General features: G+C 40.1%; 15 protein-coding genes. 9 read left to right on the top strand and 6 right to left on the bottom strand.

What is annotated here, in order from left to right:
* Nucleotides 1-82: 82 nt before the first annotated feature.
* Entirely contained in the window at nt 83-250 is a 168-nt protein-coding gene (locus AC1RRY_RS06660; protein WP_492817177.1) for a hypothetical protein, read from the bottom strand.
* 283 nt (nt 251-533) lie between these two features.
* Here AC1RRY_RS06660 and AC1RRY_RS06655 point away from each other — a divergent pair, with 283 nt between their 5' ends.
* On the top strand, nt 534-2378 hold the full coding sequence (locus AC1RRY_RS06655; RefSeq protein ID WP_492817178.1) for an asparagine synthetase B family protein: 1845 nt from the start codon (nt 534-536) through the stop codon (nt 2376-2378).
* Here AC1RRY_RS06655 and AC1RRY_RS06650 read toward each other — a convergent pair.
* Nucleotides 2366-2587 (bottom strand): hypothetical protein, encoded by a 222-nt coding sequence (locus AC1RRY_RS06650; protein ID WP_492887559.1) that lies wholly within the window; start codon nt 2585-2587, stop codon nt 2366-2368. The two genes, AC1RRY_RS06655 and AC1RRY_RS06650, sit on opposite strands and share 13 nt — an antisense overlap.
* A 212-nt stretch (nt 2588-2799) precedes the next feature.
* Here AC1RRY_RS06650 and AC1RRY_RS06645 point away from each other — a divergent pair, with 212 nt between their 5' ends.
* The 6 genes from AC1RRY_RS06645 (at nt 2800) to AC1RRY_RS06620 (ending at nt 11885) form a co-directional block, all read left to right on the top strand.
* Complete coding sequence (locus AC1RRY_RS06645) at nt 2800-5190, top strand: TonB-dependent receptor (protein WP_492817182.1); 2391 nt, start codon at nt 2800-2802, stop codon at nt 5188-5190.
* Between the two features lie 148 nt (nt 5191-5338).
* On the top strand, nt 5339-6379 hold the full coding sequence (locus AC1RRY_RS06640; RefSeq protein ID WP_492817184.1) for a DUF4249 domain-containing protein: 1041 nt from the start codon (nt 5339-5341) through the stop codon (nt 6377-6379).
* Nucleotides 6380-6400: 21 nt separating this feature from the next.
* Nucleotides 6401-7543, top strand: a complete 1143-nt coding sequence (locus AC1RRY_RS06635; RefSeq protein ID WP_492817185.1) for a DUF4249 domain-containing protein — start codon at nt 6401-6403, stop codon at nt 7541-7543.
* 26 nt (nt 7544-7569) lie between these two features.
* Entirely contained in the window at nt 7570-8700 is a 1131-nt protein-coding gene (locus AC1RRY_RS06630) for a DUF4249 domain-containing protein (protein WP_492817187.1), read from the top strand.
* Nucleotides 8701-8854: 154 nt separating this feature from the next.
* Nucleotides 8855-11242, top strand: a complete 2388-nt coding sequence (locus AC1RRY_RS06625) for a TonB-dependent receptor (RefSeq protein ID WP_492817189.1) — start codon at nt 8855-8857, stop codon at nt 11240-11242.
* Nucleotides 11243-11369: 127 nt separating this feature from the next.
* On the top strand, nt 11370-11885 hold the full coding sequence (locus AC1RRY_RS06620) for a hypothetical protein (protein WP_492817191.1): 516 nt from the start codon (nt 11370-11372) through the stop codon (nt 11883-11885).
* Between the two features lie 28 nt (nt 11886-11913).
* Here AC1RRY_RS06620 and AC1RRY_RS06615 read toward each other — a convergent pair whose 3' ends face one another.
* The gene (locus tag AC1RRY_RS06615; protein WP_492817193.1) at nt 11914-12879 is read right to left on the bottom strand and encodes a ComEA family DNA-binding protein; all 966 of its coding nucleotides are present in this window, start codon (nt 12877-12879) and stop codon (nt 11914-11916) included.
* Nucleotides 12880-12998: 119 nt separating this feature from the next.
* On the opposite strand from AC1RRY_RS06615, the gene AC1RRY_RS06610 reads away from it, so the two are divergent.
* Both AC1RRY_RS06610 and AC1RRY_RS06605 read left to right on the top strand, forming a co-directional pair.
* The gene (locus tag AC1RRY_RS06610; RefSeq protein WP_492817195.1) at nt 12999-14486 is read left to right on the top strand and encodes a glycine--tRNA ligase; all 1488 of its coding nucleotides are present in this window, start codon (nt 12999-13001) and stop codon (nt 14484-14486) included.
* Between the two features lie 189 nt (nt 14487-14675).
* The gene (locus AC1RRY_RS06605) at nt 14676-16337 is read left to right on the top strand and encodes an AMP-binding protein (RefSeq protein ID WP_492817196.1); all 1662 of its coding nucleotides are present in this window, start codon (nt 14676-14678) and stop codon (nt 16335-16337) included.
* A 46-nt stretch (nt 16338-16383) separates the two neighbouring features.
* On the opposite strand, the gene AC1RRY_RS06600 is transcribed toward AC1RRY_RS06605, so the two are convergent.
* The 3 genes from AC1RRY_RS06600 to AC1RRY_RS06590 form a co-directional block, all read right to left on the bottom strand.
* Nucleotides 16384-17148, bottom strand: a complete 765-nt coding sequence (locus AC1RRY_RS06600) for an SDR family NAD(P)-dependent oxidoreductase (protein WP_492817198.1) — start codon at nt 17146-17148, stop codon at nt 16384-16386.
* Between the two features lie 98 nt (nt 17149-17246).
* Nucleotides 17247-18152 carry a helix-turn-helix domain-containing protein gene (locus tag AC1RRY_RS06595; RefSeq protein WP_492817200.1) on the bottom strand — a complete coding sequence of 302 codons (906 nt, stop codon included), beginning with the start codon at nt 18150-18152 and terminating at the stop codon, nt 17247-17249.
* A 123-nt stretch (nt 18153-18275) separates the two neighbouring features.
* The gene (locus AC1RRY_RS06590; protein WP_492817202.1) at nt 18276-19241 is read right to left on the bottom strand and encodes a DUF8428 domain-containing protein; all 966 of its coding nucleotides are present in this window, start codon (nt 19239-19241) and stop codon (nt 18276-18278) included.
* Between the last annotated feature and the right edge of the window lie 290 nt (nt 19242-19531).

Below are 19531 nucleotides of genomic sequence, written 5' to 3'. Positions count from 1 at the left end.
TAAAAAAAAGAATAATATTCCTATAAAGATTTCTAATATAAAAATCTTTTGAGCCGTTGTCTGTAAGCAATTGTGAAAAGTATTAAGAGTTAGAATGGTAGCCAGAATAGAACTCCAGATTTATTGCAACTCCTCCTTTAACTTCCAGTTTTATTATTTCAGGAGTTACCCACTCTTTTTTTAATTGTGACTTCAAATCTTGTTCAGATGCTGATAATTCTATCTTTTCGACCGTAAGTGCTTTATCCATTTTATTTAAAGATGTATTGAATGTGCAGTTTATATATTAAATGATCCTGCAAAGTAAAAATAAGGGGTTACTTTTTACAATAAAGCTTCACATTTATTTCAGAATAGTCCATCTAAAAATAAAAGGCTAAACGAAGGTTACTATACGCGTATAATATCAGCTTCGTGTTTAAATGTATTACTCCATACGGTCATATACCTGATTAAGAAATATATGAGTACAAGATAGGGTATTATACCAACTCTTAACTAAAATTGCATATTCTAAATTACAATTACACGTAATGTCACATTTTTTTGGAGGCATCTTATTAAATAATTCGCTGAATATAGAAACTATTGCCACACAGATGAACGAAAGTATGGCGTATTTCGGCGGAGATGAAACAGGAGTTTATAAAACCGATAAAATCTACATATATAACAAACTGCTGCACAGCATGCCCGAATCTGTAAATACTCCCTTGATATGCAGAAACGAACGCTATATACTTGCAGCTACCTGCAGGCTTGACAACCGGAAAGAGCTGGCTCTGAAATTAGAATTGACTGATACGCAAAGCGACCATGAATACTTATTGAAAGCATTTGTTTGTTATCAGGAAGACTGTGTCAAACACCTCCTGGGCGATTTTTCGATGGTTGTATGGGATATCCAGGAACAAAAACTTTTCATGGCTAAAGACCCGCTGGGTGTCCGGCCTCTGTTTTATTTTAGAAATGAGAACGTTCTTCTGTTTTCTACAAGCATATCTGCTATTAAGTCAATTAATTCGATTCATTTCAAACTTAATGAATTGCTTATTGCTAAAGAATTGAAACACTTTTATCCCAGCCATGAAGACACCTTTTATAATGATATCAGAAGGTTGAAACCGGCGCATTATATTCTTTTTGATAAAAGCGATGAGTCTCTATCGACAGAAAAACAATATTGGGAACTCAAAGCTATTGATGTTTCGGCTTTTAAGACAGAAGATGATTTTCTTGAAGAGCTACGCAAAAGGCTCACAGAAGCAGTGCTTTGCAGAACAAGAACTATAAAAAATGTAGGCTGTCAGCTGAGTGGCGGGCTCGATTCATCGGCCATCGCTGTGTTGCTGGCCAGACATTATGATACGAGCAGACTCTATACATATTCTTTTGTGTTATCAGACAAAACCAGAGCTTATTCTGAAAAAGGAATCGACGAGCAGGGCACACAACAGGAAATATTGAATCATGCCCCTTTCAGAAAGGAGAATCATACTCCTATTGAAGATTTTTATTATAAAGATGTCTTCGAGCAATTGTCTGTCAGCTATAAGGTCATGGGCGGATACGCAAATTTTGACTGTATCTGGCAGGATTCGCTTTTCGGGCAGGCCTGGCAGCAAAATATAGGAGTTATGATAAGTGGGTTTTCTGGCGATGAGGGCGTGTCAAACTACGGCTCAAGATTCTATTTTGAGTATATGGCTGAAAAAAGATTTCTGAAAGCTTTCCGGATGCTGAATGGTACACAGTGGTTCCGCTTGAAGAAGATAATCCTCTATTACTGGTATAAAATGAATGGAGCTACGCATCTTTCACTTCAAAAAAAGCTAAAAAGACAAAACATGCTGCGTCGTGATTCAGAGTTCCACAGGTTGCTAAAGATGGATAAAAACTATTATAAGTTTCACTCATCTTTCAAGGAATATCTGAAAAATGGCATTTCAAAACCACATCTGTGCCATCGTTTTGAGTCAGAAGGAGCCTATGCGCTCCAATATGGTATGGAAACGGCTTATCCATTGGCAGATATTCGATTACTGGAATTGGTCTACAGTTTACCTATCGAAATGTTTAAGCCGAATCCGCATACCCGTGCCTTATTCCGGAATATATGTCAAACCATCCTACCGGAAAAAGTACGTTTACAGCCAAAATATAATGGAGCCAAAACATTGGCATTCAACGAGTACTGGTATAAGAAGCAATTGGAAGACTTGAAAGACTACAAAGAAAACGATTACCTGCAAATGTTTGAGCCTATTTCAAAACTCAAACTCCAGGCAGATGAGATGGACCATTTTCTATTAAGGCGTTATTATCTTGACTATTTCATTTCATTAGAAACAGAAAAAGATTTAGCTCATGAGTCATAAAAGCCCTCATTACTTTCTACTTGATCACCAGTACCACCTTGAATACTCAGTTTTACAATTTCAGGGGTTGTCCATTCTTTTTTAGGCTCTAACTTTAATTCTTTTGTAGACGAAAATTCATTTGCGTTTTCAGTTGTCCATTCTTTTTTAGGCTGTAACTTTAATTCTTTTGCAGACGAAAATTCATTTGCGTTTTCAGAGGTAATCATTTTATTCATTACAATAAAAAAGTGAATAGTTAATACACAGTTTTAATTCTTAAACGTAGCTTTAAATTAAAAACAAGTAACGGTATTCGCAATATAATATCGATAAATATTTCGAGTAAACAGAATCAATTCTGAATTTTATATCTGGCCACTATTCCATTTTTTCGTCTCGCCCGAATTAAATATATTTGTTTAAAACCTTCTGCTACTCTATGAAATTAAGCTTTACTGTACTTTTAACTTTTTTCTGTTTCACACTGCTTCAGGCACAAGACAAAACACAGGTGGTGCGGGGTAGCGTAATTGACCGCATCACACGCCAGCCTGTTATCGGTGCCTCAGTACAGATTACCGGTACCACACAAGGCGCGGTTACCGATGCCACAGGTCTTTTTTCGATTCCCAATGTAATTATCGGACGACATTCTGTTAAATGTACTTCTATTGGTTATGAGACCTATTCAAGTGAAGAGTTTATTCTGAACTCCGTAAAAGAGGTGGTACTTACCATTGAATTGGCCGAAGCAACAGGAGATTTGCAGGAAGTAAAAATAACTGCCTCTCAGAACACCAGCCGGCCTGTCAATGATCTGGCTTTTGTAAGCTCCCGGTCTTTTACTGTGGAAGAAACCGAGCGGATTCCTGCTTCTGTCAATGACCCGGGGCGGATGGCATTGGCGTATCCGGGTGTAAAACCCGGGCGTGACGAAAATGAAAACAAGATTATTGTAAGAGGTAACTCACCATTTGGCATTTTATGGCGGCTGGAAGGCATCGATATTCCCAATCCCAATCATTTTGCACAACCGGGCTCCGGAGGAGGTGGTATTACTGTTTTTAGTGCTCAGCTATTGAGCCGTTCTGATTTTTTCACAGGCGGAATGCCCGCCGAATATGGAAACGCCATTACAGGTGCTTTTGATATCCGGTTCAGAGAAGGCAATCAACAAAAACGAGAATACCGAACCAAAATCGGGCTGCTGGGTCTTGATTTCTCGACTGAAGGCCCTATTACCAAGGGTCGCTCCTCTTATCTGGTCAATTATCGCTACTCAACTTTAGGTTTATTGAGCCAGATGGGGTTCTATCTGGTAGGTGAGCGGGTATCTAATCTTTTTCAGGATTTATCGTTCAATCTGGCATTTCATAGCAAAGATGGCAAGAAAACCACTACAATATTTGGTTTGGGTGGGCTTAGTACCGAGCACTATTTTCCGGTTGAAAACCCTGAAGATCGGGTAATGGGCAAACCTGACAACTGGGAAGACCGCCTAAGGCCGGCCAATATGGGAGCCCTGGGCTTAACTCATACGAGTAACATCAACGAAAAATCTTCGCTCAAATATGTAGTGTCAGTCATAGGGAGCTCAATCAGGCGCAATTCAGATACACTTAATCTTAACGATGAAAGATTCAGGTATGACACTCAGCAATTCTCTGAATTGAGGCTGGCGGGGTCATTGAGTTACAATTACAAATTCAGCAGCAAAACCAGATTAAAAACCGGTGTTATTCTTAACTACATTGATTTCAATTTTTTTAAAGAAACGGCCCCGCGCAATTCTGTTACTGATATAAATCAACTAAACGCCGGAAGACAGGTTTCAGTTAGTGGTAGCGGAAACACCCAAACAGCTCAGGTCTATGCTCAGCTGGTGCAAAATCTTGGCGAAGGACTAACTCTGAATGCCGGCCTGCATAGTATGTACCTGTTTTTGAATAATACATCGTCGTTAGAACCCCGTCTGTCGATACAATATCGTACGCCCAATGCGCACACAATCAGCCTTGCTTATGGTTTATATGCACAGTTACTACCCATGAGTGCCTATTTTTATACCAAAAGAGATACGGTAGCCGGAGTAATTACCGAGTCCCGACCAAACCGGCATCTTTCTTTCGCGCGTTCCAATCATTTTATTCTGAGCTACAGTTACATTACTCCAAGCCTTTGGAAATTTTCGGCCGAAACCTATTATCAGACACTAAGTAAAATTCCGGTAGAACCCAAAGCCGGTTCATCTTATTGGATGCTCAACTACTCTGACTATTTCCCCGAATTCACTACCGTCAGCAAAGGGAAAGGAAAAAACTACGGTGTCGACTTAGCCATTGAACGATTCTTTTCAAAAAAATACTACTTGCTTGCAACAGGCTCATTATTTGATGCCAGCTATCAAACCATTGATGGCAAAACCTACAATTCGTCATTCAACGATGTTTTCAGTACTGCCCTTACTTTGGGTCGCGAATTCACCTTCAAAAACGGCTCGGTTTTTCAAATTGGAGCAAGATCAATTTACAACGGCGGATTCAGATACACACCACTTGATGAAACGGAGTCTGCTAATCAGAAAGCCTACGTTATGCGTAAAGGCGCCGATTTTTCATTGCAGGCGCCTGCTTATTTCCGTATTGACGGCAGGGTTTCATATCGTTCCAACAGGCGTAAATATGCCACGGTGGTATCGTTGGACGTTCAGAATGCTACCAACAAAATTAATACAACCAGTATACAGTATAATAGCGTGGCAAACAGGCTGGAAACCCGTAAAACTGGCAACGGCTTTGTACCTGTTTTGAGTTTTCAGGCAGATTTTTGACATAACAATACAAAAGAGACTTTTCAACGGCTCATTCAGGCATTTCATCTATTAAATACCCCCGCGGCACATTATTAATTTCTAATCTGTCTTTGAATATTTACATTTGTAATAATTGCATTTCATTTAGTTGATCTTAATTATTGAAATGGTTAGATATTTTAAAACTTTGCTGGTTATTTTGGTGCTAATGACGGCTTCCTGCGTAGAGCCGTTTAAAATTGCAATCCCCAAAGACCGGCAATATCTGGTAGTTGAAGCAACGTTAAATGACATAGATGCTGCTCAAACAATCCGGATTAACCAAACCAATAATTTTTACGACAATATCTATAATACGCCGGTTTCAAAACTAAAAGTTGAGATTATTATAAATGGTACTGAGAAAGTCAGCCTGACTGAACAACAGAGTGGTGTTTATGCATTGCCATTTGGGTTTCGCATCGAAACCGGCAATACCTATAAACTACGATTCCAGAAACCAGACGGGACTATCTATGAGTCGAGTGACGAAAAGACAACCAAAGTGCCTGCCATCGACAGGGTTTTTGATGAATTTGAGGTGGCCGGATTAAAGGGTACCTTCGGCGATATCCCCGCTAATTACGTATTTTTAAACTTTAAGGATAACCCGTCTACAACTGATTTTTACATATGGACATGGAAATTATGGGAGGATCAGAAAATTTGCAGAACAGATTATTACGATTTCCCTTGCAATGCCAAATGCTGGGAAATACTCGCTAACAAAGATTTTAATGTATACAGTGATATTTTTTCAAACGGAAAACAGGTAACAGGAAAATTAATAGCTAAAATACCTTTTTATTCGTACGACGGAGCACTTCTTGAAATCAAACAACAGGCGGTATCAGAAAAAGTGTATAAGTATTTTAAATTATTGGGTGACCAACAACAGACCAATGGTACACTGGTTGACACCCCTCCTGCCGCCATAGTGGGCAACATTAAAAATCTGAGTAATCCCGATGAGCCTGTAACCGGTGTCTTTTCAGTAGCAAGCACTGTAATTAACAAATACTGGATAAGCCGGGAGAATGGCCACGGTAAAGCATCACCAATAGGTTTATTAGGGCGTATTCCCAATATTCCATCAGTTTTTTTTCCTTACCCTTGCATTGAAGGGCCAACCCGCACACCAACAAAACCGGAAGGTTGGATAAATTAACACACAACAGACATTTTTAAAATGATCATTAAAAAAACATGGTTAATTCTGGCGACAGCTTTATGGGCGTGTTCGTGCATAGAGCCATACGAGATAACCTTTCCACATGGAAGAAAAATACTCACGGTAGATGCTACCATTAATGATACGAATGAGGAACAAACTTTCTCTATTACCGAATCTGAGAGCCGCAATAGCGTGGTTTACTCTTTTCCGGTTCGTAATTTAAAAGTTGAAGTGCTGGTTAACAAGTCGGAAAGAATAGTATTGACAGAAAAAAGTCCCGGTATCTATGCACTACCTGTTTCTTTTAAAGTTAAGGTTGGCAGCGTTTATCGGCTTCTGTTTGAGAAATCAGACGGAACTAAATATGAGTCAGGAGAGGAAGTGATGACCACTGTACCTGAAATTACAAGGGTTTATGACGAATTCAGGCGTGACGGACAGGAAACAATGGCCGGTCATGACGCAGCAAGCCTTGTATACATAGATACACAAGACCCTGTAGATGAAAAGAATAATTATGTGTGGTCGTGGACACTATGGGAAAGGCAGATTATCTGTAAATCGTGCAGTTATGGCAGGTATTTCACTTCCCCGCCACCTTATGGCGACTGTGTGAAAGAAGAAAGATATAAAGATGTGCCCTATTTTGATTATGCCTGCGACAACAAATGCTGGGATATTTTTTATAGTCACAACATGAATGTATTCAGCGACATATTCAGTAATGGCAAACCCATTATAGGAAGATTGGTAGCAAAAATACCCTATTATTCAGAAGAAGGCGCATTGCTTGAAATCAAGCAGCAATCGGTTACTCCTGCGGCATACAGGTACCTGAAAATACTGTCAGATCAGACCCAGACAACAGGAAGCCTGGTAGATACTCCTCCTGCTCCGGTGATCGGAAATATCAGGAATGTAACTGATGCTGATGAAGAAATTGCCGGTTTTTTTATGGTAACAGGCGTTCGTAAGGTCAGATACTGGCTGGACCGCAAAAATGCCAAAGATACCGGCGTAGTACCCACAGGTATATTAGGCCACAAGCTCAATTATGAGCCCGGTTCAATACCGCCGGACCCACCCAGGCCACCAATGGCTCCGTGTGTTCCGGGCAGGTACAGGGCCAATACCGAACCAGAAGGTTGGATCAATTAAGAGACAATATATTTATAATTAACACAATGCTAAGAAGCAAAAATTTCGTAACCCTACTATGTATCTGTTTAATGTTTTATGCTTGTGTAGAACCCTACAATCTGAACGTTCAGCAAGAACACAAAATTCTAACAATCGATGCTACAATTACTGATTTAGCCGAGGAACAGACTGTAAAAATCGTAGAGTCACTCAGTAGCAGCCACTCTGTCTATACAATACCTGTGACCGGCGCAAAAGTAGAAATTATCGTAAATGACACCGAAAGAGTTCCGCTTAGTGAACGGGCCGGAGGGATTTATATTCTGCCCATATCTTTTCATACCAGAATAGGCGACAGATATAAATTATCTTTCCAAAAAACTGACGGCACCCGATATGAATCGGCAGAAGAACGCCAGAGTGTGGTTTCTGACATAACAAATGTATATGACGAATTCAGAATCGATGGAATCGAAACACCGTTAGGGACTACCCCGGCTCATTATGTATACATAGATTCAGAAGATCCTGCTGATGAGAAAAACAACTACATGTGGAGCTGGAGGCTATGGGAAAGACAAAGCATTTGTGCCACTTGTATGAATGGTCGTTTTTTCAATACACCATATCCGGGACAATGTAAAATTGAGCCCGCGTTTTCTAATGTAACCTATGATTATAACTGTTTAGGCCAATGCTGGCAGATTTTTTACAATAAAGACCTGAATGTTGCAAGTGATGTGTATTCTGACGGCAAACCGATTATTGGAAGACTGGTAGGAAAAATACCTTACTATGCTTCTTACGGAGCATTGATGGAGATACAACAACAATCTATTTCGGCAAATGCTTATCAATACCTGAAATTACTGGCCAATCAGGTACAAAATAACGGAAGTCTTGTAGACACGCCTCCTGCTGCTATTATAGGTAATGTAAAAAATATTAATAAGTCTGACGAGCCCGTTGCAGGTTTTTTTATGGTAACAAGTGTACGCTCTGTAAGATACTGGTTGGGACGTGAAAATGCCACCGGATTAGCCAGACCTTTAGGACTTTTAGATCGACCAATTGCATTGGAGCCCTCCACCGGTGATCCCCGACGCCCGCCTTTGGCTCCATGTCTAGAAGAAAAATACCGTACACCGTCTAAACCAGATGGTTGGATTGATTGAACAGACTGTTTCAAATAAATGCAAAGTACGCCCCACGAACCGGGCAGGTAGCCGTTGATTTTATGTAATTCAGAGAACAAACCCTGCCTCAAAATAAGGTAAAAACAGGGTATTAAAACTAAAAACTGATTTTTCCCATATTCAATTTCAAACAATGAAAAAACTTTATTTCATAAGTTCATTTCTGCTCTTTAGTATAGCTGCACAGGCCCAGGTCTATTACCGATTTAGTGGCTATGTCAGAGATACTCTTGATGGTAAGCCTCTTGCCAAAGCATCTATCAATGTTGATTATGGAAAATTCGGAGCAGTTACCAATGAAAATGGTTTTTTTGACATAAACATCCCATACGGCGAACACGCCGTAACCGTCAAATTTGTTGGTTATCGCCCGGTTAGGGATGCTTTAAGGATCAATTCAGATATTACCCGCAATTATTATATGGGTCGTGTAGAAAACGAACTGGAAGAAGTAATTGTATCAAGCAAAGGTGTTGAAGCCAATATTCAGCGGCCTTTGCTAGGTGTGACTCAGTTGAACATTAAAACGCTGCGAAAACTCCCTGCGGCTGTTGGTGAAATAGATATTCTGCGAGGTCTGCAAATGCTGCCCGGCGTAACCAGTGTCGGAGAGGCTTCTAACGGGGTTAACATCAGAGGAGGTACTACTGACCAGAATCTGCTATTGTTGGACGACATCCCGATTTTCAATCCTACTCACATGTTTGGATTATTTACGGCGTTCCCGTCTGAGGCGGCTTCAGGCATTGAAGTTTACAAAGGTAATACCCCTGCCCGTTTTGGAGGAAGAGCCGCTTCTGTAATGGATGTGACACTGACCCAACCTTCGTTAGACAAGTTTAAAATGAACGGAGGTATCAGTCTGGTATCAAACCGTTTAACTCTCGATATGCCTGTTATAAAAGATAAATTGGGTATAATTATATCAGGGAGAGCTTCTTATAACGATTTCCTTTTACCTATTGCCTCTAAAAAACTAGACAATATCAAAGCTAATTTTGCTGACTTTGTAGGCAAAGTTTTCTGGCGGGTGAACAGTAAAAATACCTTTACGGCTTCCGGCTACTATAGCAAAGACTTTTTCCAGACCGAATTATTGGGTGGAATTGGTAATATTAATGCTACTTCAACCCAATATGATTACCGAAGCAGAAGTTTCTCAGCCCGTTGGTTTTATGCTATTTCACCCAAAGTGAATCTGCAGACAACTGTGGTTTCGGCATACTACATACCTAAAACCTTATTGCCGGAACTTAACTCTGATAATAAAGTGGTGTTATTGTCTGACATCGATTACAAACAAGCCAAAACCAACATTAATTTTAATTCTGCCAAACACAATATAGAAGCAGGGCTTAGTGCTACTAAATACAAAATCGGCCCCGGAGAATTGCAACCCGGAACCAGCCGTAGTGTTTTAGCATTGAAAACACCTAATGAGTATTCGCTTGAAACAGGAATCTATGCAGAAGATGAAATCACATTTTCACCAAAAGTCACTTTCTCGCTAGGTGTGCGATACTCCCAATTTTATGCCTTGGGGCCTGCCGATGTTCAGATTTATGAACCCAACGAACCTAAAGATGCTTTATCTGTTCGTGATACGATCTCTTATGCGAAAGGCAAGGTCATTCAATCATACGGTGGCTTTGAGCCCAGAGTTGGTTTAAAGTACTCTATAAGTGACAAGACCTCTATTAAGGTGGGCTATAATATTATGCGCCAATACATGCAGGTAGTTACCAATACAACTACGCCGTTGCCTACTTCAAGATGGAAAACTTCTGACCGAAACATCAGTCCGCAGGTAAGTTCATTAGTAGCGGCAGGTATATTCCACAACTTACCGGGTAATATATATGAGGTCTCGATGGAAGGCTATTATCGCCTCACCAACAATATTATTGATTACAAACCGGGTGCCGATTTCTTATTGGATTCTCATCCTGAAATGCAGTTGCTACAAGGTAAAAACCGTTCTTACGGTTTGGAACTGATGTTTTCGAAGAAAAAAGGTGAGCTGACCGGCTGGGTAAACTATACTTATTCGCGCTCATTGAATAGGGTATCGGAAGGAACCACTTTTGGCGAGCAGATAAATTTCGGTAAATGGTATGCGGCCAACTATGACCGCCCGCACTCATTCAATGCTTCAGTTATAATTAATCAGGGTAAACACCACGATTTCTCGTTCAACTTCTCATACAGTACAGGCCGGCCATTCACCATGCCTGAAGGTTTTATAATTTATCAGGGAACAAGCTATCCTTATTATGGTGTGCGTAACAATGCCCGCCTACCCGACTACCACCGCCTTGATTTTGCCTGGAACATCTATCAGCCCAGCATGAAAGATAAACGCTTTAAAGGTAACTGGACATTTACCGTATTTAACCTCTATGGCAAGAAAAACGCCTACTCAGTGTTTATACGTACACAAGGCTCAGCCGTTTCAGCATACAAACTGGTGGTGTTTGGGGCCCCTATTGTATCGTTATCGTACAACTTCAAGTTCATGTAACGTCTGAGTTCATAAAGTCAGTAACGAATAAGTCCTCCGCAAAGAGGACTTATTTTTTTATGACGCAACCCTGCTTTACAAATCTGCATCTACAAATAAACTAACAGATTAAATTCTCTAAAACATTATGAAAAAGCTACAATCATTACTCCTTGCCATTATTTTATTGGGCTCAAATGTTGCCTTTGCCCAAAGTTTAGAATCAAATACCAAATGGCTAAGCAACCAGCTCGACCGACTGGTAAAAGAAGAAGAGGGGCATAACTTGAAAGTTAATGACAACGAAGCCGTACCTTCATTCAAATTCAAAGGCTGCCAGATGAACATGAACGTTGACTCAAGAGATTCTGACCTGAATTTCGGTATGACTATATCATGGTTGCTGAAAGACGTACAGAAAATTTCTTACGCCAAAGAAGACGGTGGAGAATATCAGTTGAAGATGATAGTACCTGCCGACAGAATGAGGATGAAATTAGGCTTTGGCCGGAATCATAACATAGGTGGTTCTTTTAATCTGAAAAGCGGTGATGACAACGAGAGCAAAACGAATTTCTCATTGCATACAAAAGACGAACACCTGGTAAAAGAGATTGTAAATAAGTTTGAAGAATCGGTAAAGATTTGCAAAAACACAAGATAACAAAAGGGGTTAACGCCCCTTTTACTTTTTAAAACTCAATATATGGCTCTATTTTCTGAATAGTGGCGTCATCAAGAACTTTTACCTGGCGCAAATCATCTATCGACTTAAAATTGCCGTGTTGTTCGCGGTAGGCAATAATAGCCTTTGCCTGATGAAATTTCAGATACAAATGTCTGAACTCCGCTACGGGCAACTGATTAATCTTCAGTTTTTTTACACTCCCGTTAACATAACCATATTTCAACAATTCATCGGCCGTTTCAGGTGGCAATCCGTACGTTTCTTTTACCTGCTCTGCTTTAGCAAAACCGCCCAGTGCATCTCTGAACTTAACAATCCTTTTGGCATAACCTGAACCAATGCCATTGATTGCTTTCAGTTGTGTGGTATCGGCAGTATTCAAGTCAAATCTGATAAGCTTATTTTCTTTCTTAAATTCTTTAGCCGGCGTTTCATTTTTATCAGCAACAATAGGCTGAGCTGCCGCCGCAGTTAGCGAAGTATTAAGAGAGGCCTCTTCTGCTGAAGGCAAATCAATATAAGGTTCTAAACGCTCATAGGTTTCAGGGTACAATCCATATATTTTAGCCAGGTCTTCTTTTTTACGAAATTTCCCTCCTTTGCTTCTGTATTTCTCTATACGTTCGGCAATGAACCTGGGTAAACCCAGTTCCTGCAGTTGCGCAACCGTTGCCGTATTAGGATTAAAATTAAAATACTTATAGGTCTTACCTTTCGAGTCGGAGGCCCCTGTTTTGTACGCACGGCTATTGCTATACGCTGCGGCTTTATTATCGAGTACTACGGTCAGGCTATCAAGTACTTTTGGCGATGAAATAACCAGCCTTTGCTCCTTCTGACTAAAAAAGTAATCAGCCGCATACATCATGAATAGCGCAGCAATAATGATAGCAAAAGCCATTAAAACTCCTTTGGCCTCAGCAGAAGACATGCTCAGAGAAGCACGGATGAATTTCAGTATTCGGTTCATAAATAGTGGTCACAGACAAATTACTCCAAAAATAACAAGATAACTAACGTATTTGTCAGGTTTTCGCTAATTTTGTAAGATTTTCAATATCAGGATATAAATCTATTTAAAATAATTAAATGAGCAAACCAGCACTAACTAATTCACTGCAAGATATTATCTCTCATGCCAAAGAATATGGCTTTGTGTTTCCTTCGTCTGAAATCTATGACGGGCTTCAGGCAGTTTATGATTACGGACAGAATGGTGTAGAACTAAAAAATAACCTGAAAACAGCATGGTGGAAAGCCATGACTCAACTACACGACAACATTGTGGGGATTGATGCCGCGATTTTCATGCACCCGCTTACCTGGAAGGCCTCCGGCCATGTGGACGGTTTCAACGACCCGATGATCGACAACAAAGATAGTAAGAAGCGCTACCGCGCCGATCAGTTGTTGGAAGGCAAAGCAGAAGAATATGAAGCAGCAGGTCAGTCGGAAAAAGCACAGGCATTATTGGCAGAAATGGGCCGTCTTTTGGGTGCTGAAGACCTGACAGGTGTACGTGAGTTAATTATTGCCGAAAACATAGTTTGCCCTATTTCAAAAACAGCTAACTGGACAGAAGTACGTCAGTTTAACCTGATGTTTTCTACACAGGTAGGCTCGGTTGCAGAAGATGCAAGCATGATTTACCTGCGTCCGGAAACGGCACAGGGTATCTTTGTTAACTTTCTGAACGTGCAGAAAACAGGCCGTATGAAAGTACCTTTCGGCATTGCACAGATTGGTAAGGCTTTCAGAAATGAAATTGTGGCCCGCCAGTTTACTTTCCGTATGCGTGAGTTTGAACAAATGGAAATGCAGTTTTTTGTTCGCCCCGGAACAGAAATGGAATGGTATAAAGAATGGAAAGAAACCCGTTTGAAATTCCATAAAGCAGTTGGATTGCCCGCAGAGAAATTGAAATTCCACGACCACGAAAAACTGGCGCACTATGCCAATGCCGCAGTAGATATTGAGTTTCAGTTTCCTTTCGGATTCCGTGAAATTGAGGGTATCCACTCAAGAACTGATTTCGACTTACGCAACCATCAGGAATTATCGAAGAAAAAACAACAATACTTTGATGCCGATCTTGATGCCAATGGCAAGCCTTATGGCAATTATATTCCTTATGTAGTTGAAACCTCAGTAGGTGCTGACCGCCTCTTCCTGGCAACTTTCTGTAATGCCTTTACGAGAGAAACCGTAGGCGAAGGAGAAACCGAAAAAGAACGTACTTATCTGAAATTGCACCCGGCTTTGGCTCCTATTAAAGCCGCCATCCTGCCTTTGGTGAAAAAAGACGGACTGGCAGAAAAAGCAGAAGCCATTACACAGTCGCTTAAGTCTTCGTTCAGAACAATATACGACGATGGCGGCGCTATTGGTAAACGCTACACCCGTCAGGACTTAATCGGTACTCCATACTGTATTGCGGTAGATTACCAGACTATGGAAGACGATACGGTTACTATCCGTTACCGAGATACAATGGAGCAGGAACGAGTACCTGTAAGTGCATTGAAAGAGAAAATCGGCTACGAGGTTTCAATGGAGCGTATCCTTGAAAATATCTGATTATAAAGCCTGATACCAATTAAAACAGCATGAATCCAACTGTGTTTCATGTTGTTTTTGTTTTTTGGGGCCAACTATTGTATTTCAATTGAGCTTTTTAAATGACAGTTCCAGCCATCATTTATTTAATATTTCCGATTTTTATTTACATTTACCTAACCAAAAACCTGTTAAACGCCTGACGCTCCTATGGAACTTTCACCAGATAAAACCTTTCTGGAATATCTATATTTCAGAGAAAAAACTCACCCGGATAAAGTATTTCTGAAACAACCCTTTGGAGATACCTACAAAGATTTCTCATGGAAGGAAGTCGGGCAGCAGGCACGCAAAATCGCTGCTTATCTGCGATCATTAAATTTGCCTCAAAAAAGTAATATAGGCCTTATTTCGAAAAACTGTGCCGAATGGCTGATCGCAGATTTTGCAATCGTAATGTCGGGTCATATATCTGTACCTTTTTATGCCACGCTTACGGCAGAACAATTGAATCAGGTAATGACTCACAGTGGCTGCGCGGTTCTTTTCGTCGGTAAAATGGATAACGCCCAAAGTATTGAAGCGGGCATACCTGCCGGTGTTAAATGCATCTCATTCCCTACATATAATCCACAACCGCACCATGTACAATGGAATGACATCCTGAACAATCATGCGCCTCAGGAAGAAAATTATCTTCCTGCTATGGATGATATTTTCAGTATCATATATACTTCAGGCACTACAGGCAACCCGAAGGGTGTAATGGTTACCTACAAAGCCAAAGCCGCCGCTGTATACAGCACCCGTCAGCATGCTAAATTAGACCATCCTAATCCAAGATTCATCTCGTACCTGCCTCTATGTCATGTAGCCGAACGGGTTGTCATAGAATCAGCGGCTACTATTGCCGGAGCCTCGGTTTATTTTGCTGAATCGGTAGAAAGTTTCTCTAAAAACCTGGTTGCAGCAAGCCCGACTCATTTTCTGGCAGTACCACGTATCTGGACAAAATTTCAGTTGGGTATTTTATCGAAACTGTCACAAAGCAAACTGAATATCCTGTTAAAAATACCTATTGTCAATAACCTTATTAAAACAAAAATACGCAAAGGGCTTGGCCTTAATGATGCTGTTATCATTCTTGCTTCGGCTGCACCCATGCCTGTTCTGTTAATTGAATGGTTTAAAAAACTGGACATCATTATTCAGGAAGCCTATGGCATGACTGAAAACATGGGCATTGCAACCATGATGCCACGCGAAAAAATAAAAAACGGAACGATAGGGAAGCCTTACCCGGGTATGGAAATAAAGCTAATGCCGGAAACGAACGAGATATGTACGCGCTCCGCCTGGAATATGAACGGGTATTACCGTGAACCTGAAATGACAGCGGCCACGATTGATTCTGAGGCTTGGATACATACGGGCGATGTGGGTGAAATAGACAATGAAGGGTATCTAAAAATTACGGGTCGGGTAAAGGAAATGTACAAAACATCGAAAGGTGAATATGTAGCTCCGGCACCTATAGAAGCAGGCTTTGCTAACAACAACCTGATAGAACAAATATGCGTAGCAGGAAATAATTTACCACAACCCATTGCTCTGGTGGTATTATCAGACATCGGGAAAGCCGAAGAAAAAGAAAAAGTAAATACAAGCCTGGAAGACACTCTGAACGAGGTTAACCCTACGTTGAAACCTTATGAGAAAGTACGCAGAATTGTGATATTAAAAGAACCGTGGACAGTAGAGAACAATAAACTGACACCCACCATGAAAATAAAAAGAGGCAATATTGAAAAAGAATTTGCTTCACAACTGGAGCCCTGGTATAACAGAAAAGAAACGATAATCTGGGAATAGATAAAAATTATTGAGTCGTGCAACAATTTGCACGACTCAATAATTTTTAAAGCATCATCCCTCCTGATACCTCTATTCTTTGTGCATTTATCCATTGTGCCTCATCCGTACATAAAAATGCTACTACCCCTCCTATATCGTCAGGTAAGCCAACTCGTCCTAAGGCTGTTAAAGAAGATATATGTGCATTTACATCGGCATTGTCTCTTACGGTACCACCTCCAAAGTCAGTTTCAATAGCTCCGGGAGCTACTACATTTACTCTTATTTTACGGCCACCCAGTTCTTTTGCCTGATATTTCGTTAGCGTTTCAATAGCTCCTTTCATGGAAGCATAGGCCGCATAGCCCGGGAAAGAAAAACGTGCCAACCCAGTAGAGATATTAACAATTCCACCACCATCTGCTATGCAATTCAGCGCCTTCTGTGTCAGAAAAAACGTGCCTTTAAAATGAATATTCATCAAGGCATCAAATTGTTCTTCACTGGTTTCAGCAAATGATGCGTGGAGGCCTATTCCTGCGTTATTCACTAAAAAATGAAAATTTTCAGCTTTGAACTCATTTTTCAGAACCAGCTTTACCTCCTCAAAAAAGGCATCAAAGCTTTTAACATCTCCGGTATTCAATTGTAAAGCTGCTGCTTTCCGGCCAAACCCCTCTATTTCTTTTACTGTTTCAAGCGCTTCTTCTTTTTTGCTATTGTAAGTTACAATTACATCAATGCCCTTTTGGGCAAGGTGAAATGCCATATTTTTTCCTAAACCGCGGCTACCTCCGGTAACTAAAGCTATTTTGTTTGTCTGTGCCATTTATTTATCATTTAAATTAATGGTACAAAGGTATAACGCAGGTCTGTGGTCTTACTTATATGTATCAATCCACTATTTGCAAAATTCAAACAATTGGTTCAGACACGAAAATTAAGAGGAGAATAAGAGGTCTGTTTTCTGAAAAAGTTAGAGAAATGCGCAATTTCGTCAAATCCTAATGAATAAGCAATTTCAGAAACATTCCAATCTGTTTGCTTTAAAAGGATTTTGGCCTCTTGTGTAATGCGACCACTGATAATATCTGTTGTGGTTTTTCCGGTATTCTGTTTTAGTACTTTATTGAGATGATTGACATGCACCGATAACCGATCGGCATAATCTTTGGCCGTGCGCAGTGAAAGTTTCTGATGTGGAGATTCTATCGGGAACTGCCTCTCGAGCAACTCAATAAACAAAGAAGAAACCCGCGCCGAAGCATTGTGAGTCGGATGAAGAACTGACAGCGGCTGTAGTTTTTGCCCGTAATGTATCAGTTCCAATACATAATTTCGGAGCAGATCATACTTGTAGATATAGTCTGATGCTATTTCATCAAACATTTTATTGAATACATGCAGAATATCATCTGCTATTTTATCCGATAATTGGAAAATCGGATAGCCACCCGGTCTGAAAATTGGAAGGTCATCCAGCACTACTCCACTTTTACTTTGGGTGAGGAAATCGGCAGTAAAAATACAGAAGTGTCCATGTTGATTGTCATCCTGCGGTAACCAGTGATAGGGAATCTTAGGAGTAGCAAACAGCAGGGCATTCTTTTCAATATCAATTACTTTATCGGCATATTCGGCTCTGTTACGGCCACTGATTAAACTTATTTTATAATAAGCTCTGCGATTATAAGGCATAACCGTACGCTTATTGCCTGCAGCCACGAGCTCATGCAATTTGAATACATTAAAATGTCCTAGCTCTTTGTTGATACCTTCCGGAACAACCAATGACGCCTCTTTATAAAAATCTTCAAGCGTTGTTGTATTCATAATCTCATTTGCAAAATACAAATATACAACACCTGCGCACAATTGTCCAAATAGTTAACAAGTGTAAAACAAAAGAGACGATAAGCCTGAACTCATCGTCTCTTTTCCGGTATCAAGCGGATGTCAGAAAAATAAGAAACTATTTCTTACTTTAAACTCCACAGTTCCTAGATAATCATTATTAGAATAAACCGAGGCTTTATAAATTCCGGGTTTCAATTTCTCCTTTACATCAAACATAAAAGTTGTATTTTGCGGATTCTTCGAAAAGTCAACCATTTGAGTCGCATGAACAGCAACCGGCATTAATTTCTCGCCATTCATAATACTTACTTCCCGCTCTGCACCTTTCACCGGAACGTTTTTATCATCCAGAATAGTGAGATACAACAGCTGCTTACTTTCTGTGTTGGTTTTAATGATTTCAGGCACTACAAATGAAACTTTCAATGTATGTGCTTTCTTAGCTTTCGCCGTTACTTTCGAATTGGGTTTTAAAACCTCAACCTTAAAATTATCGGCCGGAGCATCATATATAATATCGTCAATTCGCTTGTTTAATGATGCAATATGCGTGTTCAGTTCTTCACGTTGGGCTCGTAATTCATCATATTTCACTTTCCATTCTGTATTTTCAGATACCAGATTAGCATTACCTGCCTGCAAATCAGTCAGGTTCCTTTCCATCAGGGCTTTTACATCATTTAATTCTATAATCTGATTATTCAAAATAGCCAGTTGTTCGTCTTTCGATTTATTCTGACTTCTCAAACCTGTTGCTTCTTTATTCAGTCGCGACAACACTCTCTCCTTTTCAGTGAGCAATCCGTTTATATATTCAGTTCTGTTCACCAATTCTGCGTTTTCATCGCGTTCATCGTTTAAATCTTTTGTCAGCCCGCCAATCTCCTCTTCAAGATTTTTCTTTACAGTCATTAATGAATCTGTCTGAATCGTAAATCTGTCCCGATCATCTGATAGCTCACTCGATCGATATGCCTGATATACCCCAAAAGCAGTTGCCAATGTCAGAGCTCCAACCAATACACCTGTAAAAGCTCTTTTTCGTGAATCTGTTAAATGTTCCATAATATGTAAATATTTGTGTAGGATGCTTCCAAAAACAATTTTTAATGAAAAAATGAAAATTTTCATACCAATGTATTCTAAAAGGCTTTTGCTGGGTTTTATCAACTAAATTGTAGAACTTATTACTCAGGCTTGGCCTTCCGCTCCGATTAAGTTATTGTAGAAGTTAAATTTTGTAGCACCTAAACTGAAAAAGAATGTGAGAATTTCTAACTTTGACTTACTAAAGTTTCCTCCTTTTCGTTTTTAAGACTAATAGCCAGCGACACGTAGCTTCTAAACCAGAAATC

The organism is Emticicia sp. GW821-FHT11C11, from assembly GCF_058808615.1.
The sequence above is the reverse complement of the archived record's forward strand: the minus strand, read 5'-3'. Positions and strand labels throughout refer to the sequence as shown.